This is a genomic window from Streptomyces sp. NPDC096012, assembly GCF_040426375.1.
Taxonomy (GTDB): Bacteria; Actinomycetota; Actinomycetes; order Streptomycetales; family Streptomycetaceae; genus Streptomyces.
The window spans coordinates 136276-159011 of sequence record NZ_JBEOTD010000013.1; the positions used below are offsets into that span (position 1 = coordinate 136276).

The 22736-nt window shown below is 73.2% G+C and carries 15 protein-coding genes; 9 read left to right on the top strand and 6 right to left on the bottom strand.

Annotated elements, in window-relative coordinates; all coding sequences use genetic code 11:
• Positions 1 to 148 precede the first annotated feature (148 nt).
• Genes sbnA through ABVB68_RS15935 form a run of 5 tightly spaced genes read right to left on the bottom strand, consistent with a single transcriptional unit; the run spans position 149 to position 9180 of the window.
• Entirely contained in the window at positions 149 to 1174 is a 1026-nt protein-coding gene (gene sbnA / locus ABVB68_RS15915; protein ID WP_353601670.1) for a 2,3-diaminopropionate biosynthesis protein SbnA, read from the bottom strand.
• A gap of 36 nt (positions 1175 to 1210) precedes the next feature.
• Positions 1211 to 2281: a 2,3-diaminopropionate biosynthesis protein SbnB gene (sbnB, locus tag ABVB68_RS15920; RefSeq protein ID WP_353601671.1), complete on the bottom strand. Its 1071-nt coding sequence runs from the start codon at positions 2279 to 2281 to the stop codon at positions 1211 to 1213.
• Positions 2278 to 3276, bottom strand: a complete 999-nt coding sequence (locus ABVB68_RS15925) for a TauD/TfdA family dioxygenase (RefSeq protein WP_353601672.1) — start codon at positions 3274 to 3276, stop codon at positions 2278 to 2280. The genes sbnB and ABVB68_RS15925 overlap by 4 nt, the downstream gene beginning before the upstream one ends.
• Before the next feature lie 41 nt (positions 3277 to 3317).
• Entirely contained in the window at positions 3318 to 6578 is a 3261-nt protein-coding gene (locus tag ABVB68_RS15930) for a non-ribosomal peptide synthetase (RefSeq protein WP_353601673.1), read from the bottom strand.
• Between the two features lie 13 nt (positions 6579 to 6591).
• A complete protein-coding gene (locus ABVB68_RS15935; protein WP_353601674.1) occupies positions 6592 to 9180 on the bottom strand; it encodes a Pls/PosA family non-ribosomal peptide synthetase in 2589 nt (862 codons plus the stop codon).
• A gap of 811 nt (positions 9181 to 9991) precedes the next feature.
• Between ABVB68_RS15935 and ABVB68_RS15940 the strand changes: the two genes are divergently transcribed.
• The 9 genes from ABVB68_RS15940 to ABVB68_RS15980 all read left to right on the top strand — a co-directional run bounded on the left by ABVB68_RS15940 (position 9992) and on the right by ABVB68_RS15980 (position 20772).
• Complete coding sequence (locus ABVB68_RS15940) at positions 9992 to 10660, top strand: GTP cyclohydrolase II (RefSeq protein ID WP_353601675.1); 669 nt, start codon at positions 9992 to 9994, stop codon at positions 10658 to 10660.
• Entirely contained in the window at positions 10657 to 12342 is a 1686-nt protein-coding gene (locus ABVB68_RS15945) for a WD40 repeat domain-containing protein (RefSeq protein WP_353601676.1), read from the top strand. Before ABVB68_RS15940 ends, ABVB68_RS15945 begins: the two co-directional genes overlap by 4 nt.
• Before the next feature lie 533 nt (positions 12343 to 12875).
• Positions 12876 to 13793: an SAM-dependent methyltransferase gene (locus ABVB68_RS15950; protein ID WP_353601677.1), complete on the top strand. Its 918-nt coding sequence runs from the start codon at positions 12876 to 12878 to the stop codon at positions 13791 to 13793.
• A 75-nt stretch (positions 13794 to 13868) separates the two neighbouring features.
• Positions 13869 to 14054, top strand: a complete 186-nt coding sequence (locus ABVB68_RS15955; RefSeq protein ID WP_353601678.1) for a hypothetical protein — start codon at positions 13869 to 13871, stop codon at positions 14052 to 14054.
• A gap of 62 nt (positions 14055 to 14116) precedes the next feature.
• Entirely contained in the window at positions 14117 to 15631 is a 1515-nt protein-coding gene (locus ABVB68_RS15960; RefSeq protein ID WP_353601679.1) for an SGNH/GDSL hydrolase family protein, read from the top strand.
• Positions 15628 to 16611, top strand: coding sequence for a formylglycine-generating enzyme family protein (locus tag ABVB68_RS15965; RefSeq protein ID WP_353601680.1), 984 nt, complete (start codon positions 15628 to 15630; stop codon positions 16609 to 16611). Before ABVB68_RS15960 ends, ABVB68_RS15965 begins: the two co-directional genes overlap by 4 nt.
• 287 nt (positions 16612 to 16898) lie before the next feature.
• Positions 16899 to 18392 carry a bifunctional diaminohydroxyphosphoribosylaminopyrimidine deaminase/5-amino-6-(5-phosphoribosylamino)uracil reductase RibD gene (ribD, locus tag ABVB68_RS15970; protein WP_353601681.1) on the top strand — a complete coding sequence of 498 codons (1494 nt, stop codon included), beginning with the start codon at positions 16899 to 16901 and terminating at the stop codon, positions 18390 to 18392.
• Positions 18389 to 20038: a flavodoxin family protein gene (locus ABVB68_RS15975; RefSeq protein ID WP_353601682.1), complete on the top strand. Its 1650-nt coding sequence runs from the start codon at positions 18389 to 18391 to the stop codon at positions 20036 to 20038. The genes ribD and ABVB68_RS15975 overlap by 4 nt, the downstream gene beginning before the upstream one ends.
• Positions 20035 to 20772: a class I SAM-dependent methyltransferase gene (locus ABVB68_RS15980; protein ID WP_353601683.1), complete on the top strand. Its 738-nt coding sequence runs from the start codon at positions 20035 to 20037 to the stop codon at positions 20770 to 20772. Before ABVB68_RS15975 ends, ABVB68_RS15980 begins: the two co-directional genes overlap by 4 nt.
• A gap of 462 nt (positions 20773 to 21234) precedes the next feature.
• Here the strand turns inward: ABVB68_RS15980 and ABVB68_RS15985 are convergent, their stop codons facing one another.
• Complete coding sequence (locus tag ABVB68_RS15985) at positions 21235 to 22689, bottom strand: MFS transporter (protein ID WP_353601684.1); 1455 nt, start codon at positions 22687 to 22689, stop codon at positions 21235 to 21237.
• Positions 22690 to 22736: the final 47 nt, after the last annotated feature.

A 22736-nucleotide genomic window follows, 5' to 3' on the forward strand; every position in this document is an offset into this window, starting at 1 on the left:
GAAACCGCCCTGGCGCGCCGATACGGCTCGAGCCGACCAGCGTACCGGCCCGGCCCGCGACCCCCACGGGCTGCGCCGCTGCGCACCGGTGCCGCTCGGCCGGCCGGCGTAACCGGTCCGGCCCGCGGCCCCGGGCGGGGGCCCGCCGCTACGGCCTGCGCCGGCGGCCCGGTGCCCGGGACGCGGGCTTGGCCTTGGGGGGCGGGGTGCCCACCTGCACGGCGTCGAGGATGTGCTCGCCGTACAGATCCTGCAGCCAGTTGGTCTGGTAGATGGTGTCGAGGTAGCGCTCGCCGAGATCCGGCGCGATCGCCACCGCGGTGACGTCGTGGGCGTCGTTGCGGGTCAGCCAGTCCGTCGCCCCGCTGACCACCGTCCCGGTGGAGCCGCCGAACAGGAAGCCGCGCCTGGCCAGACGGTGGCAGGTGCGGATGGTGTCCGCCTCCTCCACCCGGACCACCTCGTCCACGAAGGACTCGTCCAGCAGCGGCGGGCGCATGCTCATGCCCAGGCCCGGGATCATGCGCCGGCCGGGCTCGCCGCCGAAGGCCACCGAGCCCATGCTGTCCACGGCGACGATCCGCACCGGCCGGTGCCACTCTCGGAAATAGCGCGCGCAGCCCATCAGGGTTCCGGTGGTGCCCGCCCCGATGAAGACGACGTCCAGTTCCGGGAACTCGCCGGCGATCTCCGGGGCCGTCGTGCGGTAGTGCGCCCGCCAGTTGCCCGGGTTGGTGTACTGGCTGAGCCAGACGTAGCGGTCATCGGACGCGCACAGACCGCGGACGTACTCGATCCGCGTGCCCAGGAAACCGCCGTTGGCGTCCTGGTCGGACACGATGTGCACTTCGCTGCCGAGCGCCTCCATGAGGAGTCTGGTCGACAGGTTGCAGCGGGAGTCCGTCACGCACAGGAACCGGTAGCCCTTGCTCGCGGCGATCATGCTGAGCGCGACGCCCAGGTTTCCGGAGGAGGATTCGACGAGGACGGAATCCGGCTTCAGGACTCCCTCGCGCTCGGCCGTCTCCACCATCTCGTTCGCGGCCTTCAGTTTGATGGAGCCGGCGAAATTGAAGCCTTCGCACTTCAGGTAGAGCGGGTGTCCGCAGATCGACTCGAGGTCGACGAAGAGCTGGCCTTCGTTGAAGGCGTAGGGAGCCGAGATGACAGGCACGGCGGGCCTCCTGGTGCCAGGAAGAGGATGACGGCTTCAGCCGTACCGGCGCAGGTCGTGGAAGAAGTCGTCGATGACACGGAGCTGTTTAGCCCGGGCTGTTTCGTCGTAGACGTACTTGCCGACGGCGAGGTCGAGGACGCCGAGCCCGAAGGGGGAGAAGATCACCGGCTGGTCGGTCGGTGGTGCGGCCCGTCCGAGCATCACGTCGTTGAGGGTGCCGTTCAGGAAGTCGCGGTTTCCGGTGCGCTGTTCGACCAGATGCGGCGAGGTGTCCGCCTTCAGGCAGTGTTCGACGTCGTCGACGAAGTTGGCCGACGCGAGCAGGACCTCGGGGGCGAGGTCGCGCAGGGACACGTGCAGGACCACGGGGTTGTGGCTGAACCAGGCGGGGGTGGTGATGTGCGGCCGGCCGGCGACGGTGGCGAAGACCACGAGGTCGCTGGAGCGGATGAGGCCCTCGGCGCTGTCGTGCACGGTGACCGGTTCGCGGACGCCGCTGTGCCGCAGGTAGCCGCAGAAGCCCTCGGTGCTGCCGGCCGACAGGTCGTGCACGCCGATCGCCTCGAACTCCCAGCCCGTGCGGGCCAGGTAGGTGTGGATGTAGCGGGCGATCAGGCCGGTGCCGCAGAACCCGACACGGGTCGGGCGGGGCCGGTTGCGGCTGAGCCAGTCGGCCGCCAGCGCGGCCGACGCCGCGGTCCTGGTCGCGCTGATGATGGAACTCTCCAGGCAGGCGAACGGGTAGCCCGTGTCGTGGTCGTTGAGGATGAGCACGGCGGAGGCCCGCGGCAGCCCGGCGTCCACGTTCTCCGGGAAGCTGGAGATCCACTTCAGCCCGTCCACCTGGACGGGCCCGCCGACGGAGGCCGGCAGCGCGATGATCCGCGCCGTGGGGCGGTCGGCGAAGCGCAGGAAGTACGACGGCGGGTTGACCGTGTCTCCCGCCCCGTGCAGCCGGTAGGTGGCCTCGACCAGCTCCACGACCTCTTTCTCGGACCCGGTGAGCGCCTTCTGCACCTGCTCACCGGAGATCACCGCGAACGTCGGCACCGAGGGCCGGCCGGGTACGGCCGTGTCGGTGGTGGACGACAGCAGATCGGTCATCGCTCGCTCGCCTCCGGGTGGTGGTCGGCCAGGCGCCGGGGCTCGCCCATGCCCACCACCACCTGACGCTCGCCGGTGAAGGGCTCCCTGCTGTGGGCGGTGCGGATGTTGTCCACGAGCAGGAGATCACCGGCCTGCCAGGGCTCCCGCAGCGTGTGCGCCTCGTAGGTGGTGTTGAGCAGCTGGACGACGTCCTCGCCGATCGGGCTGCCGTCGCCGTAGCGGGTGTTGAACGGCAGGCCGTCCACGCCGTACTCGTCCACCAGGTACTCGCGGATCTCCGGCGCCAGGGTCCACTCGTTGAGGAACGCGATCTGGTTGAACCAGCAGCGCCGGCCCGTGAGCGGGTGGCGCACCACGGCGCTGCGGCGCTGCTCGGTGCGCAGCGACCCGTCGGGCTGCCAGGTGAAGTCGATGGCGTTCGCCCGGCAGTAGCGCTCGATCTCGGCGCGGTCGTCCGTGCCGAAGGACTCCGCCAGGGAGGCCCCGATCTCGTCGTTGTAGCTGCGGGTCAGCAGCCAGCCCTCACGCTCGAACCGTTCGGTCAGCGCGGCGGGCAGCGCCCGCAGGACCTGCTCGGCGTCGGCCACCGCCGTCGCCCCGCCCTGCTCGGGCGCGGTCAGACACACGAACAGCATCAGACCGGGCACCTCGGCCGTGTAGCTCAGCTCGTGGTGCATGCACATCGGCTGGTTGGCCGGCCAGGTCGTGGAGGAGTACAGACCCGGCCCCAGGGCCTCACGGGGGGCGAACGCCTCCCGCTCCGTCATCAGGGGGCCGGCCAGCCGGGTGAGGACGGCACCGGCCTCGTCGGCGGTGCGCGGCCCGAGACCGCGGACGACCAGCGCGCCGTGCTCGGTGACCTGCGCGCGCAGCGCCTCTCGGTACTCGGCCGCCCAGCCCGGGGCGTCGCCGGGCGGATCGACCCGCAGCAGTGCGGGTCTGCCCGGCCGCAGCTCCACATCGAGCGGTGGTGCCAGGGATGAGAACGGCATCTCGGTTTCCTTTCGGTGGCTCGTCCGGGGTCGGGCGAGGCTCAGGAGGAGGCCAGGGGTACGGCGGCTCTCAGGACGGCCTGTGCCGCCCCGGCCGGGCGGGTGCGGGGGAAGTATTGGCCCCCGTCGGGCAGCTCGTGCAGATCGACGTGGTCGGCGACGAGCAGCCAGTCCCGGTGGTGCTGGGCGTAGCCGGCCGTGTGCGGGTCGTCGACGGCGACGACCACCGTCACCGGCGCGGCCAGCTTCACCGCCGGCGGTCCGTCCAGGGCGGCGCAGAAGTAGCGGTGCGCGGACACGCAGTCGTGCCGGTAGGCGGCGCCGATCTGCTCGGCGTGCCGCGCGTTCAGTTCCGCGAGCTCCGGATAGCCGCTGTCCGAGGCCAGCCGGGCCGCGACCGCGGCGTCGCTCAGGCTCGTCAGCTCACCGATGGCGGCGCGCCGGTCGCCCGCGGTGCCGAGCAGTTGCGCACCGACGAACACCCGCGTCGGGCGCACACCCCGCTCCTGCAGCCGCAGCGCCGTCTCCAGGGCCGGCGCGGCCCCGGACGAGTGGCCCCACAGCATGACCCGGGTGAGGCCGCGTGCGGTGATCTCGTCGGCGACCCGCTCGGCCACCTGCGCGATCGACGCCGGCGGCTCCCGGTGCCCGGCCAGGTCGTGACCGGGCAGGTCCACGGCGAGCACCGCGAGGCCGCTGCCCGCCAGTGCGCTCGCCATCGGCTGGTAGTTGACCGCGTTGCCGCCCGCGTAGGGGAAGCACACCAGCGCGCACTCCGGCGTTCCGGCCGCCCCGGACAGCTGCTGCAGCAGCTCCGCGCGCCGTGGGGTGGCGCCCTCCAGCAGGGCCGCCAGGTCGGCGAACACCGGATGCCGGGTGATGTCCTTCAGGGACACCGCGCGGTCGAGCGCGAGGGTGAGTTTGACCGCCGTCAGGGAGGTTCCCCCGCAGTCGAAGAAGTGGTCCGCCGGGCCGATGTGCTGCTCGGGCACGCCGAGCACCTCGGCCCAGGCCGCGGCCAGCCGCCGTTCGGCCGGCCCGAGCGAGCCGGGGTCCTCCGCCGGCAGCGCCTCCCGCCCGGCGGCCGGGGCCTGCTCGGCCAGCGCGGTCAGGGCCTTGCGGTCGATCTTGCCGTTGGCGGTCAGCGGCAGTGCGTCCTGCCAGTGGAAGGCGGAGGGCACCATGTAGGCGGGCAGCGCCGCGCCGAGCGCCTCCCGCAGCACCTCCGGGGGGTGGCGTCTGCCGGTGTAGTAGGCGATCAGATGCTTGTTCCCGCCGGCCAGTTCGGCGACGACCACGGCACCGTCGCGCACGCCGTCCACCCGCAGCAGGGAGTTCTCGATCTCGCCGATCTCGATCCGGAAGCCGCGGATCTTGACCTGGTTGTCCCGGCGGCCGAGGAACTCCAGCTTGCCGCCCGGGTGCCAGCGGCCCCAGTCACCGCCCAGGTAGAGCCGCTCACCGGGCCGGTACGGGTCCGTCCGGTAGGCCTCCCGGGTGCGCTCGGGATCGTTGACGTAGCCCCGTCCCACGCAGACGCCCGAGAACGCGATCAGTCCCGGAGCGCCCAGCGGTACCAGCGACAGGTTCTCGTCCACGACGAGGACGCGTACGTTGTTGACCGCCCGCCCCAGCAGCACGCGGTCGGGCACCCGGTCCATGACCTCGTGGTTGGTGTCGTCCGACGTCTCCGTCAGTCCATAGGCGTTGACCAGCTTGATCCCGGGCTGGATCGCGAACCAGCGCTGCGTCAGCTCCCGCTTCAGCGCCTCACCGGTGACCGACACGCACCGCAGGTCCGGCAGGCTGCGCGGCTGCCGCTCCAGACACGAGACCACGACCTCCAGATAGGAGGGCACGACCTGCGCCACGCCGACCCGGCCGCGGACCAGCGTGTCGACGAACCGCTCCACGTCCACGATCACGTCCTGCTCGACGAGCAGGGTCCGCCCGCCGACCAGGAGCGCGGAGATCAGCTGCCACAGCGAGATGTCGAAGCACTGCGGGGCCGTCTGCGCCACCACGCAGCCCTCGCCGATCCCCAGGTCGTCGATCTTGGCGTGGAGATGGTTGAGCATGCCCGCGTGCTCGCACATGGCTCCCTTCGGCTCGCCGGTGGAGCCGGAGGTGAAGTAGATGTAGGCGAGCTGGCCGGGGTCCACCTGGACGCCGAGGTCGTCATCGGCGTGCGGTTCCGCGTACCCGGCGTCGACCAGCAGCTTCCCGGTGCCGGGCAGCGCGGCCAGCGCCTCGTCCAGGGTGCCGGTGCTGCCGGCCTCCGTCACGACCAGGCGGCACCCGGCCCGGGTCAGCGTCGCCTCGATGCGGCCGGCCGGGAAGTGCGGTTCGATCGGCAGGTAGGCCCCGCCCGCCTTGAACACCGCCAGCGTCGCCGCCAGCCAGTCGAGATTGCGCTCGGTGACGACGGCGACCACGTCCTCCCGGCCCAGGCCGCGCGCCAGCAGCGCCCGCGCCAGCCGGTTGGCGCGCCGGTTGAGTTCGCCGTACGTCCACACCCGCTCGCCGTGCACGGCCGCCACGGCCTCCGGATGAGCCCGCACCCGCTGCTCGAACAGTTCGTGGGCGCGCGCGTCCGGCAGCATGCGCCGCGGCCCGGCCAGCCCTTCCAGCTGCTCGTGCACCTCGTCGGCCGACAACAGGCTCTGCCGCCCGTGATCGGCGTCCATGCCGGACGCCATCAGCCGCAGCGCCGCCAGGTGGTAACCGCCGATCCGCGCCGCGGCCGCGGCGTCCAGTACGTCGGTGCGGTACCGCAGTCGCAGCATCAGCCGCCCGCCCCGGTCGGACCAGCGCACGTGCAGCACACCGTCGTCGGCGTGCGCCTCGTCGGCTCCCATGGGGCCGAACACGACCTCGTACGGCGGCTCGGTCAGCCCCAGCTCCCGCCGCAGCTCGGTGACCGGGTACTCGCGGTGCGCGAGCACGTCCGCCTCGGCGCGCTCGGCGGCCGTCACCAGGGCACGCCAGGACTCCGGGGGTACGGCCAGGCGGCAGGGCAACGGCTCACCGCGCACTCCGGTGGTGTAGCCCGTCACCACCTCCCGCTCGCCGGACAGGGCCGCCAGCACCTTGGCATGCGCCGCCAGCAGCAAGGCGCTGACCGGAACGTCCCACCGCCGCACCAGTGTGCGCACCGCGTCCGCCACGTCGTCCGGCACCGGCGTCTCCTGCTCGGCGGCGCCCGGAACCGGCTCCGGAGCCCACCGCGGCACGGTGGTGGCACCACCGGCGGTCATCATGCGGCTCCAGAACTCCCGGTCCGCTTCCACGCGTGTTCCCATCGCTTGGCCTTCCTCAACTCACGGTTGCCGCGGGGACGCCGGCCGCCGACGCGGCCAGGCCGGTGCCGCCGCAGGCGCGGCCGGGCTCGGGCATGTCCACGGCAGGGTTGCCGCCCCAGTGCGCGTTCGCGGGGACTTCCTCGCCCTTCATCAGGAAGGAGTCGGGTGCCAGCACCGCGCCGGCGCCCAGGGTCACGCCGTAGTGGACATGGGCGGCGACGCCCAGCGTGCTGCCGGCGCCGAGCGTGCTGCTGTCGGACTTGAAGGTGCCGTCCTCCTGCGAGTGGCACTGGATCTTGGTGCCGGCGTTGAGGGTGCACTCGTCGCCGATGACCGCGAGGGTCCGGTCGGTCACGTAGCAGCCGTCGTCGAACACCCTGCTGCCGACGCGAACGCCCATCAGGCGCCAGACGAGGGCCTTGAAGGGCGTGCCGTTGAAGATGTTCAGCCAGTGGGACGGAACCTTCCACAGGCGCTCGATCTGCCAGAACTTGCGGTCGTAGATGGAGCACAGCTCGGGGCTCAGCCTGCGGAACCTCAGCAGGCAGCGCTCCAGCAGGATGTAGTACGCGGTGGACAGCGTCAGCGTCAGCGCCAGATAGACGGCGATCACCACGTCCCCGACCACGCCGTACAGGTCGACGGAGGCCAGGGCGAGCAGGGTGAGCATGAAGGTGTGCAGCCAGCGTGCGAACAGCATCAGGGCCATCGAGCGGAGGTTGTACCGGTTCTTCGCGGAGAGTCGAGCGTGCAGTGTGTCGCCCGACCTGAGGTGGTCGAACCGGGAGTCGCGCTCCACCGATCGTGGAATCTCGAAGGAGGGCGAACCGAGGAGCCCCACGCCCTCGCGGACCTCGCCGTCGAGGGGGATCATCACCTTCGTCGCGAGAAGGCAGTTGTCACCGGTCCTGCCGCCCACGGGGTAGGCGATGTTGTTGCCCAGGAAATTGCGCGGCCCGATCGTCACCCGGGACAGCCGGAAGGACGTACTGGAGTATTCCGCGTTCACCACGGACAGACCGTCGGCCACCATCGTTCCGGTGCCGACGGACACCAGCAACGGGGTCTCGTGCGCCATTTCGGTGCCGAAGTTGGATCCGGTCTGCTCGACCCGTGACAGGTCGTATCCGATGGTGCGCAGATAGTGCACCACGTAGGAGCTGTCGCCGAAGAGCCAGGCGAAGAACTTGATGTTCGTCAGGCGGGACGACAGCCGGTGCAGCGTGTAATGGACCCCGTAGAGCGGATACGTCCGGTCGGGCCTGACGACCAGTCCCAGCAGGCGCGGGACGGCGTACAGGGCGACCAGGCCCAGGACGATGAAGGCGCCGAACAGGCCGAGGGACACGATCAGCGCGTCGTTGACCAGCTCGGACGGGGACAGCGCGGCCGTCTCCGGGTCGAGCCGGTCGCGCAGCGCCGGCACCTGGGTGAAGAACATGTACACGCCGCCCAGGGCGAGCGGGACGTACAGGAAGATCAGCTGCGCCATCGTGATGACGCCGTACCAGGCCCGGCGTCGGGTGCCGACCTTGGCCGGCGCGATCCGCAGGTAGTCGATGTGCGTGGGCTCGGCCGGGGACCCGTGCCAGTGCCGGCCGTCCGGCACCGCCTGGCCGCGGTGCAGCGCGGAGGTGTGACCGAGCTGTGCGGCGTCGCCCATCGAGGTGTCGATGTCCAGGACCGTCTTCTCGCCGATGAACACATCGCGTCCGAGGGTGATCCGGCCGGTCTGGATGCGGCCCGCGTGGGCGCGGTAGCAGAGGAAGAACGAGTCCTTGCGGATCACCGTGCCGGCACCGATCGTCAGCAGGTCGGTACAGACCGGAACCGACCGGGAGAGGATCGTCACCCCCTTGCCGATCCGGGCGCCGAGGGCCCGCAGGTACAGCACGTACAGCGGGGTGCCGACGAGGAGCACCATGGGATTCGCGTGGAGCAGCACCTTGATGAGCCAGAAACGCAGGTATGACAGTCCCCAGACGGGGAACTCGGTCTGTTTCCAGCGGCCGATGAGCAGCCATTTGGCCACTACCGGGAACATGCACATGGCGATGAATCCGATGCCGCCGAACACCAGCGCTCGCAGGTAGGTGTCGAAGAGCCCCACACCGGCGGCGATCCACTGGTAGCCGGCGGAGGTGACGAAACCGGAGATGAGGGAGTAGATGAGGAAGGCCAGCAACTGGGCCGTCCCGCACATGAAATGGACCAGCCGGCTCGTGTGCACCACCGGCTCCGGCGGAATCCTGGGCACCGAAACCGCCTGGGAGACGGCTTGTTCGGCGGATCCGGGAGCGGCCTGGGAGAGAGCGGTCGCCAGGCTCCGGATGGTCGGGTGCCGGTAGATGTCCCGCATGGAAGGAGAGGGCAGCTCTGGAATTTTCCGTACTCGCGCGCAGAATTGGGCCATGACCAGGGAATTGGCGCCGAGGTCGTCGAAGAAGTGACTTTCGACCGGGACGCACTCGGCGGCCACGATGCCGGCAAGCGCGTCAGCGAGTTTTCTCTCGGTCTCCGTCTCGGTCGGGCCGATGCCGTTCATGGTGACGGCAGGTTCGTGCGGCCCGGTTATATGGACCTCGGAGGACTGCTCCACCATTCGATCTCCCGGTAGACGTGTCGAGCGGAGGTCTGGAGCGGGCTCTTCCCGGCTCCCGAACCGCCACGTTCAGTCTGGCCAGGCCTACGGCAGCTTGCCACTTCTGAAGGGCGGCAGTTCTCCCGCGAAAACGCTCCGCGGGTCCGGATTTCCGGCCTTTTCGGCGAAGGCGGGACCCGCGTTCCGGATCACCCGAACGGTGGTTTGCCGGTACACTCGGAGCCGGCGGACGGCGAGCCGGTCGGCGGCTGGGAAAACATACGGGAACGTCGTCCGCAGGCACTGCACGTGTGCTCGGTGACATTTTCCCGGGCTTTGTCACTTGGTCGTTGTGGCCCTGCGTCCGGGGTGACTGCCCGGCTTTCTCCGTGACACCGCCGTCGGGCGGGGCCACTCGTGCGCCCACCGCGGCCGAGCGGTTACCGCACGCACCGCGCCGCTGTCCGCGCTCCCCTCCGTGCCCGCCCTCCGGCGCCTCGTCCGTCCTCCGCACCCGGCCCCCGGCGCCTCGTCCGCCCGGACTCCCACACCCCGTCCACCTGGCAGGCCGCGGCTTATCCCTCGGGCCGGCCGCGGACCCGTGCGCGACCGGACGGCCCGCGCGCGACCGGGTGGTACGAGATCCGTCGGCCGTACCGTCGCCCCGTGCTTCCCGGACGCTTCCCGGGTGCTTCCCGAACGTTCACGGTGATCGTTTCCGTCTCGGTGTTGAACGCAAAACGTTTCGGAGGGTGTCTCGGTATCTCCGTACTGTGCTCGGTACTGACCGTGTGATTACGTGATCGGGCTGTTACCAGCGGAGGGACGATCCATGTTGAGCACGTCCAGCGGCAAGATGCCGCAACCGAGGACCGGTCCGCTCACCCACGGGGCCACGATCCGCACCCGGGTCGAAGTGCCGGTGCATCTGAGCGACGGTACCTGGCGCACAGCCGAAATGATCAGCTTCACCGGACTCGCCGACGGACGCGAGCACATCGCCGTCGTGTTCCCGTCCGCGCGGCCCGTACCCCTGGTGCGCGTGCATTCGGAATGCCTCACCGGAGACGTGTTCGGCTCCGCCCGTTGCGACTGCGGACCGCAACTGTCCGAAGTGGTCGACCAGTTCGCCGAGACCGGGGGAATCCTGCTGTATCTCCGTCAGGAAGGGCGCGGCATCGGGCTGTACAACAAGCTGGACGCCTACCGCATCCAGGACGACCAGGGCCTCGACACCTTCGCCGCGAACCGGGAGCTGAACTTCTCGGACGACCTGCGCGACTACCGCGTCGCCGCGCAGATGCTGCGCGCCCTGGACGTGGCGTGCATCCGGCTGCGCACCAACAACCCCGACAAGGTCCAGCAGTTGAAGGAATACGGCATCACCGTCGAGGAGGTCATCCCGACGGGCATCCACCGGACCGAACGCAACCACGACTATCTGCGGGTCAAGGTCGAGCAGAGCGGACACACCATCGAGTTACTGGGGGAGCCCATATGATCCGGCACCACGGACCCATCAGCGGCATCGCCGCGTGGCGCGACGAGTACGTCGCCACGGCCGGCTACGACAACCAGGTCATCTGCTGGGACCAGCGCACCGGCCGGGCGGTGGCCCGCTCGTTCCACGACCACCTGGCCAACCAGTGCCAGTTCGCGCCCGACGGCAAGCACCTGCTGACCTCCTCCAGCGACCACACCGCACGCTTGTGGACCGTGCCCGACCTGCGGCTCGTGGCGGTCCTCGGGGACCAGCAGGACGACGTGGAGATGTCCGTCTTCCACCCCGCCAGGGAACTCGTCGCCACCGCCTCCCGTGACCACCGGGTACGCGTCTACGACTTCACCGGCCGGCTGCTGCACCGCTTCGAGGGCCACACCGCCGACGTCATCTCCGTCGAATGGGCCCGCGACGCCGACGAGTTGATCTCCTCCAGCGACGACGGCACCATCAAGCGCTGGTCCCTGGCGACCGGCGGCATGGTCGCCGACCTGGACATGGACGGCGTCGAGACCGACACCGTCGCCATCTCCTCCTCCGGCACCATCTTCGCCGGCAACGACGAGGGGCAGATCATCGTCGTCGGCCCCACCGAGCGCAGCACGGTCCCCGCGCACGACGCGGGCATCAAGCGCCTCGTCCTCGACGACTCACGGCACCTGCTGGTCAGCCTCTCCTACGACCGTACGATGCGGCTGTGGGACGTCTCCTCCGGGACCCCCGAGCCCCGCGACACCACGGCCCTGCCGGACGACGTATGGCCCCGCTCCTGCGCCTTCGCGGGTGGCACCCGCCTCGTCTTCGCCACCTTCGGCGCCACCTACCGCGGCTACGACTACCAGGCACGCACCTGGGACACCGCCGTCGTGCCGCCCACCGGCGGGGTCAACGCGGTACTGCCGGAACGCGGCGGCTCGACACTCACCGTCGGCGACGCCGGCACGGTGCGGCGTGACGGCGAGCCGGTGGCCGAGACCGGCAGCCTGTGCAACTTCCTCACCCCGCTCGGCGGCCTGGTGCTCTCCGGCGGCCAGCTCGGCAAGGTCTTCGACGCGCTGACCGGCCGCGAGCTCCACCAGCACCGCTCGCCCCTGAACTGCGGCGTCACCTTCGAACGTGACGGCGAGAGCTACGCCGTGATCGGTGCCTACACCGGTGAGGGACTGCTGCTGAAGCTGGCCGGGGACACCGTCGAGCACGTGGCGGACCTGCCGCTGAACGTCAACGCCGTCAAGGGCGTCGCGGTCTCCGGCGACCTGCTGTTCTCCGTCGCCGCCGACGCCTCGGCGACCTGGTACCGCATCTCCACACTGGAGAGGATCGCCACCGTCGAGGACGCCCACGACAAGATCGCCAACGGCTGCGCGGGCCTCGGCGACGGCTGGTTCGCCAGCATCAGCCGCGATCTGATGCTGCGCCTGTGGAACCCCGACCGCACCGTGCGGGTGCTGTCCACACCGCACACGCACTCCATCAAGTGCGTCGCCGCGGACACCGACGGCCGCCTCATCGCCACCGGCAGCTACAACGGGCGCATCGCGGTCTACGACCGGTCCGACGACCGCTGGACCGTGACCGACCGGCCCACCACCTCGGGCATCTCCTCCCTGTCCTACGACGCGGCACGCAAGCTCTTCGTCGCCGGTTCGTACGACGGGCAGGTCTACACGGTCGCCGGCTGAACGACAACGGCAGCGGGGCCGCACCCGACCCGGCCCCGGCCCCAGCGACGCGCCGCCGCCTGACGACGGCCGCACCTGACAGTGCCTTCGGCCAGCCGCTCGGACGCCTGCGACGGCCGAGGGCCGCGCCTGACAGTGCCTCCGGCCAGGGGCTCGGGCGCCCGCGAGGGCCGGGGCCACGCCCGACACGGCCCCTGGCGGGGCGTCCGGCCGCGTGCGAGGGCCGGGGGCCGCGCCTGACCGGGCCCCGGCCGGGCGCCCCGGCGCCTGTGACGGCCGAGGGCCGCACGTGACTCGGCCCCGGTTCAGGCGCTCGGGCGCCTGTGAGGGCCGGGGGCCGCACGTGACTCGGCCCCGGTTCAGGCGCTCGGGCGCCGGTGACGGCCGAGGGCCGCACGTCACATGGCCCCGGCCCAGGCGCTCGGGCGCCTGCGGCGGGCGGTGCCGGAGCGGCAGGTCCTCTCCGGCCCGCCGGCGCGTACAGCCCCCTCCCACCCGCCGCCCCGTGCTCCCACACGACAGGACCCCTCACCATGTCCAGCCACCAGATAGCCGACCGCTACTCCGTCTCTCCCGCCGCCGCCCCGCCGCCCGACGCGTCGGCGTACGCGGACGTACTGCTCTCCGACTTCCAGGACCACTACGTCAACGGCCGGGACGTGTGGACCGCCGAGGACGCCATGCGCGAGGCCCCGCGCCTGCTGCTGCGCGCCCTCGGCGACCGCCCCGGCGCACACGTCCTCGACATCGGCACCGGTCACGGCCGCGACGCCGCCATCCTGTCCGAGGCGGGCTGCCGGGTCACCGGCATCGACCTCGTGGAGTCCGCCGAGTGGGCCGGGCTCACCGCCCGCAGCGACGGACGGGCGCGGTTCGCGGTGTGCTCGCTGACCGACCTGGACGGCATGGCCGTCCACGACGCCGTCCTCGACAACGGCTGCCTGCACCACCAGCACCCCGACGGATACGGCGGCTACCTCACCCGTGTCCGCGAACTGCTCAACCCCGGCGGCCTGTTCACCGTCTCCGTGTTCCGTTCCGAGAACGGTCGGGGCCGGCTCTTCGCCAACGGGGCGCGCCGCCTGTACCGGGAGTTCACCGAGGAGGAGCTGACCGAACTGGTCACCGCGCACGGCTTCGCGCCCGTCGACGTCCGGCTGGTACCACGCGGCACGGCCGGGCTGCACTACCTGGTGGGCACGTACCGCGCCATCGGCTCGGGCGGAAGTCCGGGCATGGAGGCGGGCTGGGGCACGGCTGCCGGAGGGGACTCGGACGCGGGCGGGGACACCGACGGGGGCTGGGACACGAACGCGGCTGGGGACACGGACGCGGCCGGGGGCGCCGGTGCGGCAACGTCGACCGGCGCGGGCCCGGCCGCCGGTGAGGACTCCGGTGGGGACTCCGGCGCGGGCTCGGGTCCAGGGGCGGCCGAGGACGGTGACCGATGAGCGGGATCCCTGCCCAGGACGGCTCGGGCTGTGGCAGCCGGCGTGGGGCGAGTCGGGGTGCCGTATCGGCGGGTCGTGGTGGTGTTGCGGCGGGTCGCGGTGCCGTTCCGGCGGGTCGGGGTGCCGTTCCGGCTGGTCGTGGTGGTGTTGTGGCGGGTCGCGGTGCCGTTCCGGCGGGTCGGGGTGCCGTTCCGGCTGGTCGTGGTGGTGTTGTGGCGGGTCGGGGTGCCGTTCCGGCGGGTCGCGGACCCGGGCCGGTGACTGGTCGCGGTGCCGGACCTGCGCCCGGTCACCGGGGCCGGCTGTCCGGCGTCCTCGCCGCGATGACCACGGCCGCGCTGCTGGGCGGCGCCCTTCTGGGCACCGCCCCCACGGCCACCGCCCGCCCCGCCACGGGTTCCGCGGCCGGCCCCGCCGCGGGTTCCGCCGCCCACCCCGCCGTGGACTTTGGCACGCACGCTTCCGGTGGCCCCGCGGGCGCCGCCGCCCAACCCGCGTGGCCCTACGGCCGTTCCGCCGGGTCCGACGGCCGTTCCGCCAGGTCCTCCGCCCATCCGGCCTGGCCCTCCGCCCATCCCGCCTGGCCCTGCGGCCGTTCCGGCGGGTCCTCCGCCCATCCGGCCGGGTCCTACGGCCCTTCCGGCGGGGCCTGGTCGGGTAGCTGGGGGACCGCACCGGCGCCCGCCGCGCCGGACGGCATCTCGCGGACCGGCATCGACGACCGCACCGTACGGATGATCGTGCACACCTCGGTCGGCGGGGACGAACTGCGGCTGCGCCTGTCCAACGTGCACGGCACCCGGGACCTGGTGCTCGGCCGGGTCACGGTCGGCCGGGCCGAGTCGTCCGGCTCGGCGGCGGCCGTACCCGGCACCCTGCGCGCGGTCACCTTCAGCGGGGCGTCGGGCACCACCGTGCCCGCCGGAGGGGAGACCGTCGGCGATCCGCTGCCCTTCGCCGTGCCCGCCGGCGCCGACCTGCTGGTGAGCATCCACCTGCCCCGGCCGACCGGCCCCACCACCTGGCACTGGCTGGCCCAGCAGACCAATTACCTGTCCGAGCGCGGCGACCACAGCGGCGACCAGGGCGCGGCGGCCTTCACCGGCACCGAGACCTCCTGGTTCTTCCTGACCGGCGTCGACGTGCGCGGCACGGGCACGCGCGGCACCGTCGTCGCGCTCGGCGACTCGCAGACCGACGGCTCCGGCTCCACCCCCGACGGCAACGGCCGCTGGACCGACGCCTTCGCCCGCCGGCTCGCCGCCGCCCCCGCCACCCGGGGACTCGGCGTCCTGAACAAGGGCATCGGCGGCAACCGGGTACTGCGCGACGGCACCGAGACCGAGCGTCCGCAGCGCGGCACCAGCGCGCTCGGCCGGCTCGACCGGGACGTGCTGAACCAGTCCGGGGTTCGCGCCACCGTCCTCTACGAAGGCATCAACGACCTCCAGCTCGCCCCCTACGCGAGCGCCGAGGAGACCCTGGCCGGGCTGCGCACCCTCGCCGAGCGGCTGCACGCGCGCGGCATTCCCGTCATCGTGGGCACCCTCACCCCGTTCAAGGACTCCGCGCTGTGGACGGCCGAGGCCGAACGGCAGCGCGTCGCCCTCAACGCCGCGCTGCGCACCTCCCCGGACTTCGACGCCGTCGCCGACTTCGACGCGGCCGTCCGTGACCCCGCCGACCCGCAGCGGGTACGCGCCGGGTACGACGGCGGGGACCACATCCACCTCAACGACGCCGGCTACCGGGCGGTGGCCGACGCCGTCCCCACCGGCCTGTTCGCCGCGGGCGACGCGGCTGTCCCCGTTCCGAGCACCGATCGGAGGAACCCGTGACCGGCACCCCGGTGATGGCCAACCCCAACACCCTCTCCGACCGGGCCGCGATGGCGCTGCCCGACTCCTTCGTCGCCCGCACGGGCCCCTTGCCGCTGCGCGAACACCGGGACCTGCTCGGCGCGCCCGCCGACACCCTCGTCACCGTCGCGGAGGACCCCGAGCAGTCCTTCGAGCGCCGGTACGCGGCGGGAACCGTGCTGGGCCTGACCGGCGACCCCCGCATCCGCCCCGACGACCCGCCCATGGCCGACGTCCCCGCCGCCCGCGCCCGGCTCGGGCTCGACCCTGACCGGGTCGGCCGGGTCACCGCCCGCTGGCGGCACGCCGGGGTGATCGACGACTGGATCGCCAAGGAGTGCCCGGTCCACGAGGTGCAGCTGCCGGCGTTCCGCATCGCGCTCCACCCGGTCACCAACGCCGAGTACCGGCGCTTCCTGGAGGACACGCGCAGCTCCGCGCTGCCGACGTCGTGGCGGTTCGGCGCGTACCCGGACGGGCTCGGCAACCACCCGGTGTGGACCGTGCCGCCGGAGGCGGCCGACGCCTATGCCGCCTGGCTCGCCGGCCGCACCGGCCGCGCGTTCCGGCTGCCGACCGAGGCGGAGTGGGAGTACGCCGCCGCCGGGCCCGAGGGGCGGGAGTTCCCCTGGGGAGAGACGTTCGAGCCGGACCGCGCCAACACCGTGGAGGCCGGACCGCTGTCCACCACGCCGATCGGCGTGCACCCGGCCGGCCGGTCACCGTTCGGGGTGCACGACATGGCGGGCAACGTGGAGGAGTACACCGCGGACGACTACCGGCCCTACCCCGGCGGCAGCGCCGTCGCCGACGACCTGGCCGTCAGCCGCGGCACCTACCGCATCGCCCGCGGCGGCAGCTTCACCCGCTTCGGCGACCTGGCCCGCACCCGGCGCCGCCACGGCTGGTACGACCGCGCGATCTACGCCATGGGCTTCCGCCTCGCGGAGACACCATGACGAGCGGCCACGCATCCACTCCGGCCGAGCATCCGGCGCCGCCATCGCGCACCTCGGCCGAGCCGACACCGAGACCGGGCGCCCCGGCCGAGCCGACAGGGACTCCGGGTGCCTCGGACGAGCCGATGCCGGGGATCCCGGGGGCAGCGAACCGGGGGCCGACAGCGACTCCGGGTGCCCCGCACGGGCGACTGGCGACGACGCCGGGCACCTCGGCCGAGCAGTCGGGAGCGACGCAGGCGACCTGGGCCGTGCCGACGCCGTGCACCCCGGCCGAGGAGTCGGCCATGCGGCGGGCCGTCGCGCTGGCTGCGTCCGCGCTGGGCCGTACCAGTCCCAACCCGGTGGTCGGCTGCGTGATCCTCGGCGCGGACGGCTCCTTGGTGGGGGAGGGCTTCCACCGGGGAGCCGGCCGGCCGCACGCCGAGGTCGAGGCGCTGGCCGTGGCCGGGGAGCGGGCACGTGGCGGAACCGCCGTGGTCACCCTGGAGCCCTGCGCCCACCAGGGCCGCACCGGACCGTGCGCCGACGCGCTGCTGCGGGCCGGGATCGCCCGAGTGGTGTACGCGGTGCCCGACCCCGACCAGACCGCGGCGGGCGGCGCGCGGCGGTTGCGGGACGCCGGGGTCGAGGTGACCGGCGGGGTGCTGCGCGCCGAGGCCGAGCACGGCAACGAGCTGTGGCTGACCGCCGTGCGCCGCGGACGGCCGTGCGTGACGTGGAAGTTCGGCGGCACCCTGGACGGCCGCGCGGCGGCACCGGACGGCACCTCCCGGTGGATCACCGGACCGGAGTCCCGGCAGGACGCGCACGCCCTGCGCGCCGCCCACGACGCGGTGCTGGTCGGCTCCGGCACGCTGCGCACCGACGACCCGCACCTGGGCCTGCGCCACGGCGTGGCGGGCACGCCCCCGCTCCGCGTCGTCCTGGACCGCGACGGAACCGTCTCACCGTACGCGCGCGTGCTCGACGACGCGGCGCCCACCCTCGTCGTCACCGGGCCGCACGCGCCCGAGCCGGCCCTTCCCGGCCGGCACGAGGTGCTGCGGGTACCGGTCACCGACGACGGCGCGCTCGACCTCCCCGTCCTCTTCGACCGGCTGTGGGGCCGGGGCGTGCGATCGGTGCTGCTGGAGGGCGGCGCCCGGCTGGCCGCGTCCTGCGTCGCCCAGGGCCTGCTGGACCGGGTCGTGGCGTACGTGGCGCCCGTGGTGCTGGGCGCTGCGGCCCGCCCCGTCCTCGGCGACTTCGGTGCCTCCACCCTCCTGGCCGGCCTGCGGCTGAGGCCGGGCGAGGTGACCCGCCTCGGCGACGACGTACGGCTGCTGCTGCGCACCCGGGAGCTGCCCGGTGGGACGACGCCGGCGCTCGAGCACCCGAACGACCACACGGATGCGGAGCCCGGGTGCCCTACGGGGCGTGCTGGGCCGGAGTCAGGGAGCTTTACGGGGCCTACCGGGCCGGAGTCGGGGAGCTTTGCGGGGCGTGCTGGGCCGGAGTCAGGGAGCTTTACGGGGCCTGCTGGGCCGGAGCCGGGGAGCTTTGCGGGGCGTACGGGGGTGGAGTCAGCGAGCTTTACGGGGCGTGCTGGACCGGAGCGGGCGGGGGAGGCGGGGCGTACGGATCCGGAGCGGGCGCGCCGGGACGGGTGTACGGGGCCGGAGCGCACGTGCCCGCAGGGGCGCGCGGATCCGGAGCGGGGGCGCGGGGAACGACGCACGGGGCCGGTCCCTGAACCGGTGGGCGAGGAAGGGCGTGCGGCGGAAAGGGGCGTGGCATGAGCCACCGGATCGCGGTGGTGTACCACAGCCGGCGCGGCAGCGTACGCGCCCTGGCGGCGCTGGCCGCCGAGGGGGCCCGGGAGACCGGCGCCGAGGTACGGCTGCTGCGCGTCGCCGACGACGAGGCCGCCGGACGGAGGTGGCCGGAGCGGGTGGCCGAACCGGAGGACGTGGTGTGGGCTGACGGCCTGGTGCTGGCCAGCCCGACCTACTACGGCAACGTGTCCTCGGCCTTCAAACGGTTCCTGGAGTCGACCGCGCCGCTGTGGCGGCAGGGGCTGCTCGCCGACCGGGTGGCCACCGGCATCACCGTCTCCACCCAGCGCCACGGCGGCCGGGAGGCGACGCTGACGGCCCTTCAGCACACCCTGTATCACTGGGGCTGCTGGGTGGCCGGCGCCGATCCGGCCGACCCGGTCACCCGCGCCGCCGGCGGCACCCCGTACGGTCTGGCCGCCGACAACCGCCAGGGTGCCCCGGCCCCGCACGAGCGCGCGGCCGCCAGGTCCCTGGGCCACCGCCTGGCCACCCTCGCGGCCCGCGCCCGCGCCACCCCGCGGGCGCTGGCCGCCGTCCGGGGGCAACGCCCGGCCCCGTCCCACGTGTCAGCCACCTCCACGGCATCCGCCCTCGGCGTGAAGCGGGAAGCCGCGTCCTCCGAGGTGGGCCCGGACGCCGTCCTCTCCGTGGTGCCGCCCTGTGCCGCTGGTTCCGTCGGGCCGTCCGGTGCCGCTGGTTCCGTCGGGCTGTCGGGTGCCGGTGGTCCTGTCGGACAGTCGGGTGCCGGTGGTCCCGTCGGGTCGCCCGGTGCCGCTGGTTCCGTCGGGCTGTCGGGTGCCGCTGGTCCTGTCGGGTCGCCCGGTGCCGCTGGTTCCGTCGGGCTGTCGGGCGCCTTCGCCCTCGGCGCGGATTCCGGCGCCGTCGGTCCTCGCGCGGCCACCGGGCTCCGCCGGTCTGCCTCCGGTCCCGGTCCCGGTCCCGTGCGGCTCGTCGTCGTGTATCACGGTGAGGACGCCGCCACCCGCGTCCTCGCGCAGGAGGCCGCCGCGGCGGCTCGGGCCATCGGTGCGCGGGTGCGGTTGCGGCGCGTACCCGGCCGGGGCGGTGCGCGGAGCGCCGAGTGGCCGGGGCCCTGGGCCGCGTCCGCCGAGCCCGAGGACATCGCCTGGGCCGACGCGGTGCTGCTGGGGGCGCGCGCCCGGCTCGGCGCCCTGGGCGCGCCGCTGCTGGACTTCGTACAGACGCTGGAACCCGCCCACGCCGGCCGCGGCCCGCTGTGGGGAAAACCGGCGAGCGGCTTCGCCACCACCCCGGCCCGGCACGCCGGTTCGGAGACGGCCGTCCTCGACCTCGGCCACATGCTGCTGCACGCCGGCGCGCTGCTGGTGCCGCCCGGGTACACCGACCCGGCCGTCGAGGCGGCGGGCGGCAACCCGTACGGCGCCTCCCACCCCCGCTGCGCGGGTGACCTGCCCACCCCCGAGGCCCTGGCCGCCGCGGCCCACCAGGGCCGGCGCACCGCCCTCGCGGGCGACCTGCTGCGCCGTGCCCCGCTGCCGGGCCGCGCGGTGCGGCAGGACAGCGCGCGCCCCGACCCCGAGCCCGGGCGGCTCGCACCCCGCACCACCGGAAGGAGCACGGCATGAGCGTGCAGCAGTACGACGAGATCGGCGAGACCTACGAGGGCTTCAAGTCGCTGCCGATGGCCCGCTACGCGGAGTCCGCCAGCTTCCTGGCGATGCTCGGTGACGTACGCGGCAGATCGGTGCTCGACCTCGCCTGCGGCACCGGCTTCTACAGCCGGCGGATCAAACGGCTGGGCGCCGCCGACGTCCTCGGTGTGGACATCTCCACCGAGATGGTCGCCGCCGCCCGCGGGATCGAGGAGCGTGCGCCGCTCGGGGTGCGCTACACCGTCGCCGACGTCGCCGAACTCCCCGTACCGGAGCGCCCGTTCGACGTGGCCAGTGCCGTCTATCTGCTCAACTACGCCGAGGACGCCGCCGCGATGGAGCACATGTGCCGGTCGGTGCACCGCAGTCTCCGGCCCGGTGGCCGTTTCTGCGTGCTGACCCAGGCGCCCGGATACGACTTCGACGGCCCGTCCACGGCCAAGTACGGCTTCACGTACGAGCCCGTGGGGGAGGGCTCGACCGGCCCCCTGGTGCGCATCACCGCGCTGCTCGACCCGCCCGTGGAGTTCGTGACGTCGTACCCGCGGCAGGAGGTGTACGAGGAGAGCCTGCACCGGGCGGGCTTCAAGGACGTGACGTGGGTGCCGTTGCACGTCCCGCGGGACGGACTGCGCGCGCTGGGCGCCGACTACTGGGCGGACTTCCTCGCCAACCCGCCGCTGACGATGCTCCACTGCCGGGCCTGACCCCGGTCGCCCGGCAGAACAGGACGAGACAGGCGGAGGAGTTGGACTGGAGGGGGACCGGAGCGGGACTGGAGGGGGACCGGAGCGGGACTGGAGCGGAGCAAGCGGTAAGTCCTCGCCCTGCCGTGCCGAACGGCCGGGCGAGGACTTACCTGTGCCGCCGGGCGTGCCGGCGCGGGTCCGGTGTCGCGCGACGGGGGATGGAGCGCGCCCATCGTCCGCACCGGCCGTCCCGACGGCGGTCCTGAGGGGGAACACGGTCCGCCCGCCCGTCGAAGCGGGTCCACGGCGGGGCCGTTCGGCGTCCGGCACGGTGAGCCGCGTCCGTGCCGGACGCCTTGTAACCGCGGTGCTTCCAGCGCAGCCCAAGCGAGGGAGCACCCCTCGGCGCGGTGCCGGCCGTTCCCAGCAGCCGGCACCGGCCGCTCCCGGCCGGACCACAGGGCCCGGCCGGGAAGAACGTCACCCGGCCGCGGCGGTGGGCCGCAGGCGCCGGGAGAGCAGGACGCCGACCAGGGCGAGCAGCGCCGTGCAGCCGAACAGCCCGGCCAGCGCCGTACGGGTGGTGGAGTCGTAGTGCTCGGCGATGGCCAGGGCCGCGCCGCCGAGACCGGCGACCACACCGGTGGCGAGGGTCTGCGACAACTGCAGGGCCCCGCTCATCTCGCCCTGCCGCTCCGCCGGAGTCTGTTCCAGCGTGTCGGTCGTGGCGGCGTTGAACGCCACACCCATGCCGATACCGCCGACGGCCCAGCCCACGACCGCGAGCCACGCCGGGACCGTCTCGGTCAGGATCGACAGGGCGATCACGCCCACGCCCAGCAGCAGGACGGCGAAACCGAGGGCGACGCTGCCCGAGCGCCCGTCCGCCTGGGCGTCCCGCTTGGCCTGCCAGGCCGAGCCCACGACCCAGGCGATGGCACCCGCCGACAGGCCGAGACCGGCCGACCACGCGCTCTGCCCGCGCAACTCCTGCAGGCCCAGCGGCAGATACGCCTCGCTGCCGAAGTACACCCCGCACAGCAGGCCGCGGATGACCACACCGGCCCCGAGCCCCGCGCGTGCCGTCAGGGTTCCCTCCGGGGTGACCCGCCGCAGCGCCGGCAGGGCGACGGCGACGCCCACCAGGGCGAGCACGACCAGCAGGACCACGTTCTTCAGCAGCAGCGCCTGGAGCAGCAGGCCGGTGCCCAGCGTCAGCAGTACGGCATTGGCCAGCGGGCCCTTCCACCAGGGCTCGGCCGGAGCCGGCCGCCCCTCGTGCCGCGGTCGCTCCAGGCGGCGCAGACCGGGCAGGGTGAGCAGCGCCGCGATCGCGACGATCGGCAGCATCAGCAGGAACACCGCGCGCCAGCTGGTGCTGTCCGCCAGGGTGCCCGCGACGACCGGGCCGATCAGCGACGGGATGGTCCAGGCCGAGGAGAGCAGGGCGAACATCCGCGCCCGCAGGCGCTCGGGATAGGCCAGGCCGATCACCGTGTAGGCCATGGCCATCACCGCGCCCACGCCCAGACCTTGCAGGAAGCGGCCCACCAGGAACAGCGGCCAGGAGCCGGCCGCCCCGGCCGCGGCGCAGCCCACGGCGAAGACGGCCGTCCCCGCCGCCACCGGCCCCCACGGGCCGCGCCGGTCGGCGGCCCGTCCCGCGAGCACGGTGCCGATGATGTTGGCGAGCATCAGCGCCGACAGGCCCCAGCCGTAGGCGCCCAGCCCGTCCAGGCTGCGGGCGATGTCCGGCAGCACGGTCGCCACGCCCAGGGACTCGAACGCGACCATGCTCACCGACAGGATCACGCCGAGGCTGAGCGCCCGGTAAGGACCGGAGAAGACGCTCTCGGCCCGCGCGGGTGGCGCGGACTCGGCGGCGGTCCCGGGACGGCCCAGGTCCTCCGGTAACTCGCCGACGTGTTGAGACATGACTCACCTCGTGTGAGAGAATTACTTTCCGATGCGGAACGGAATCA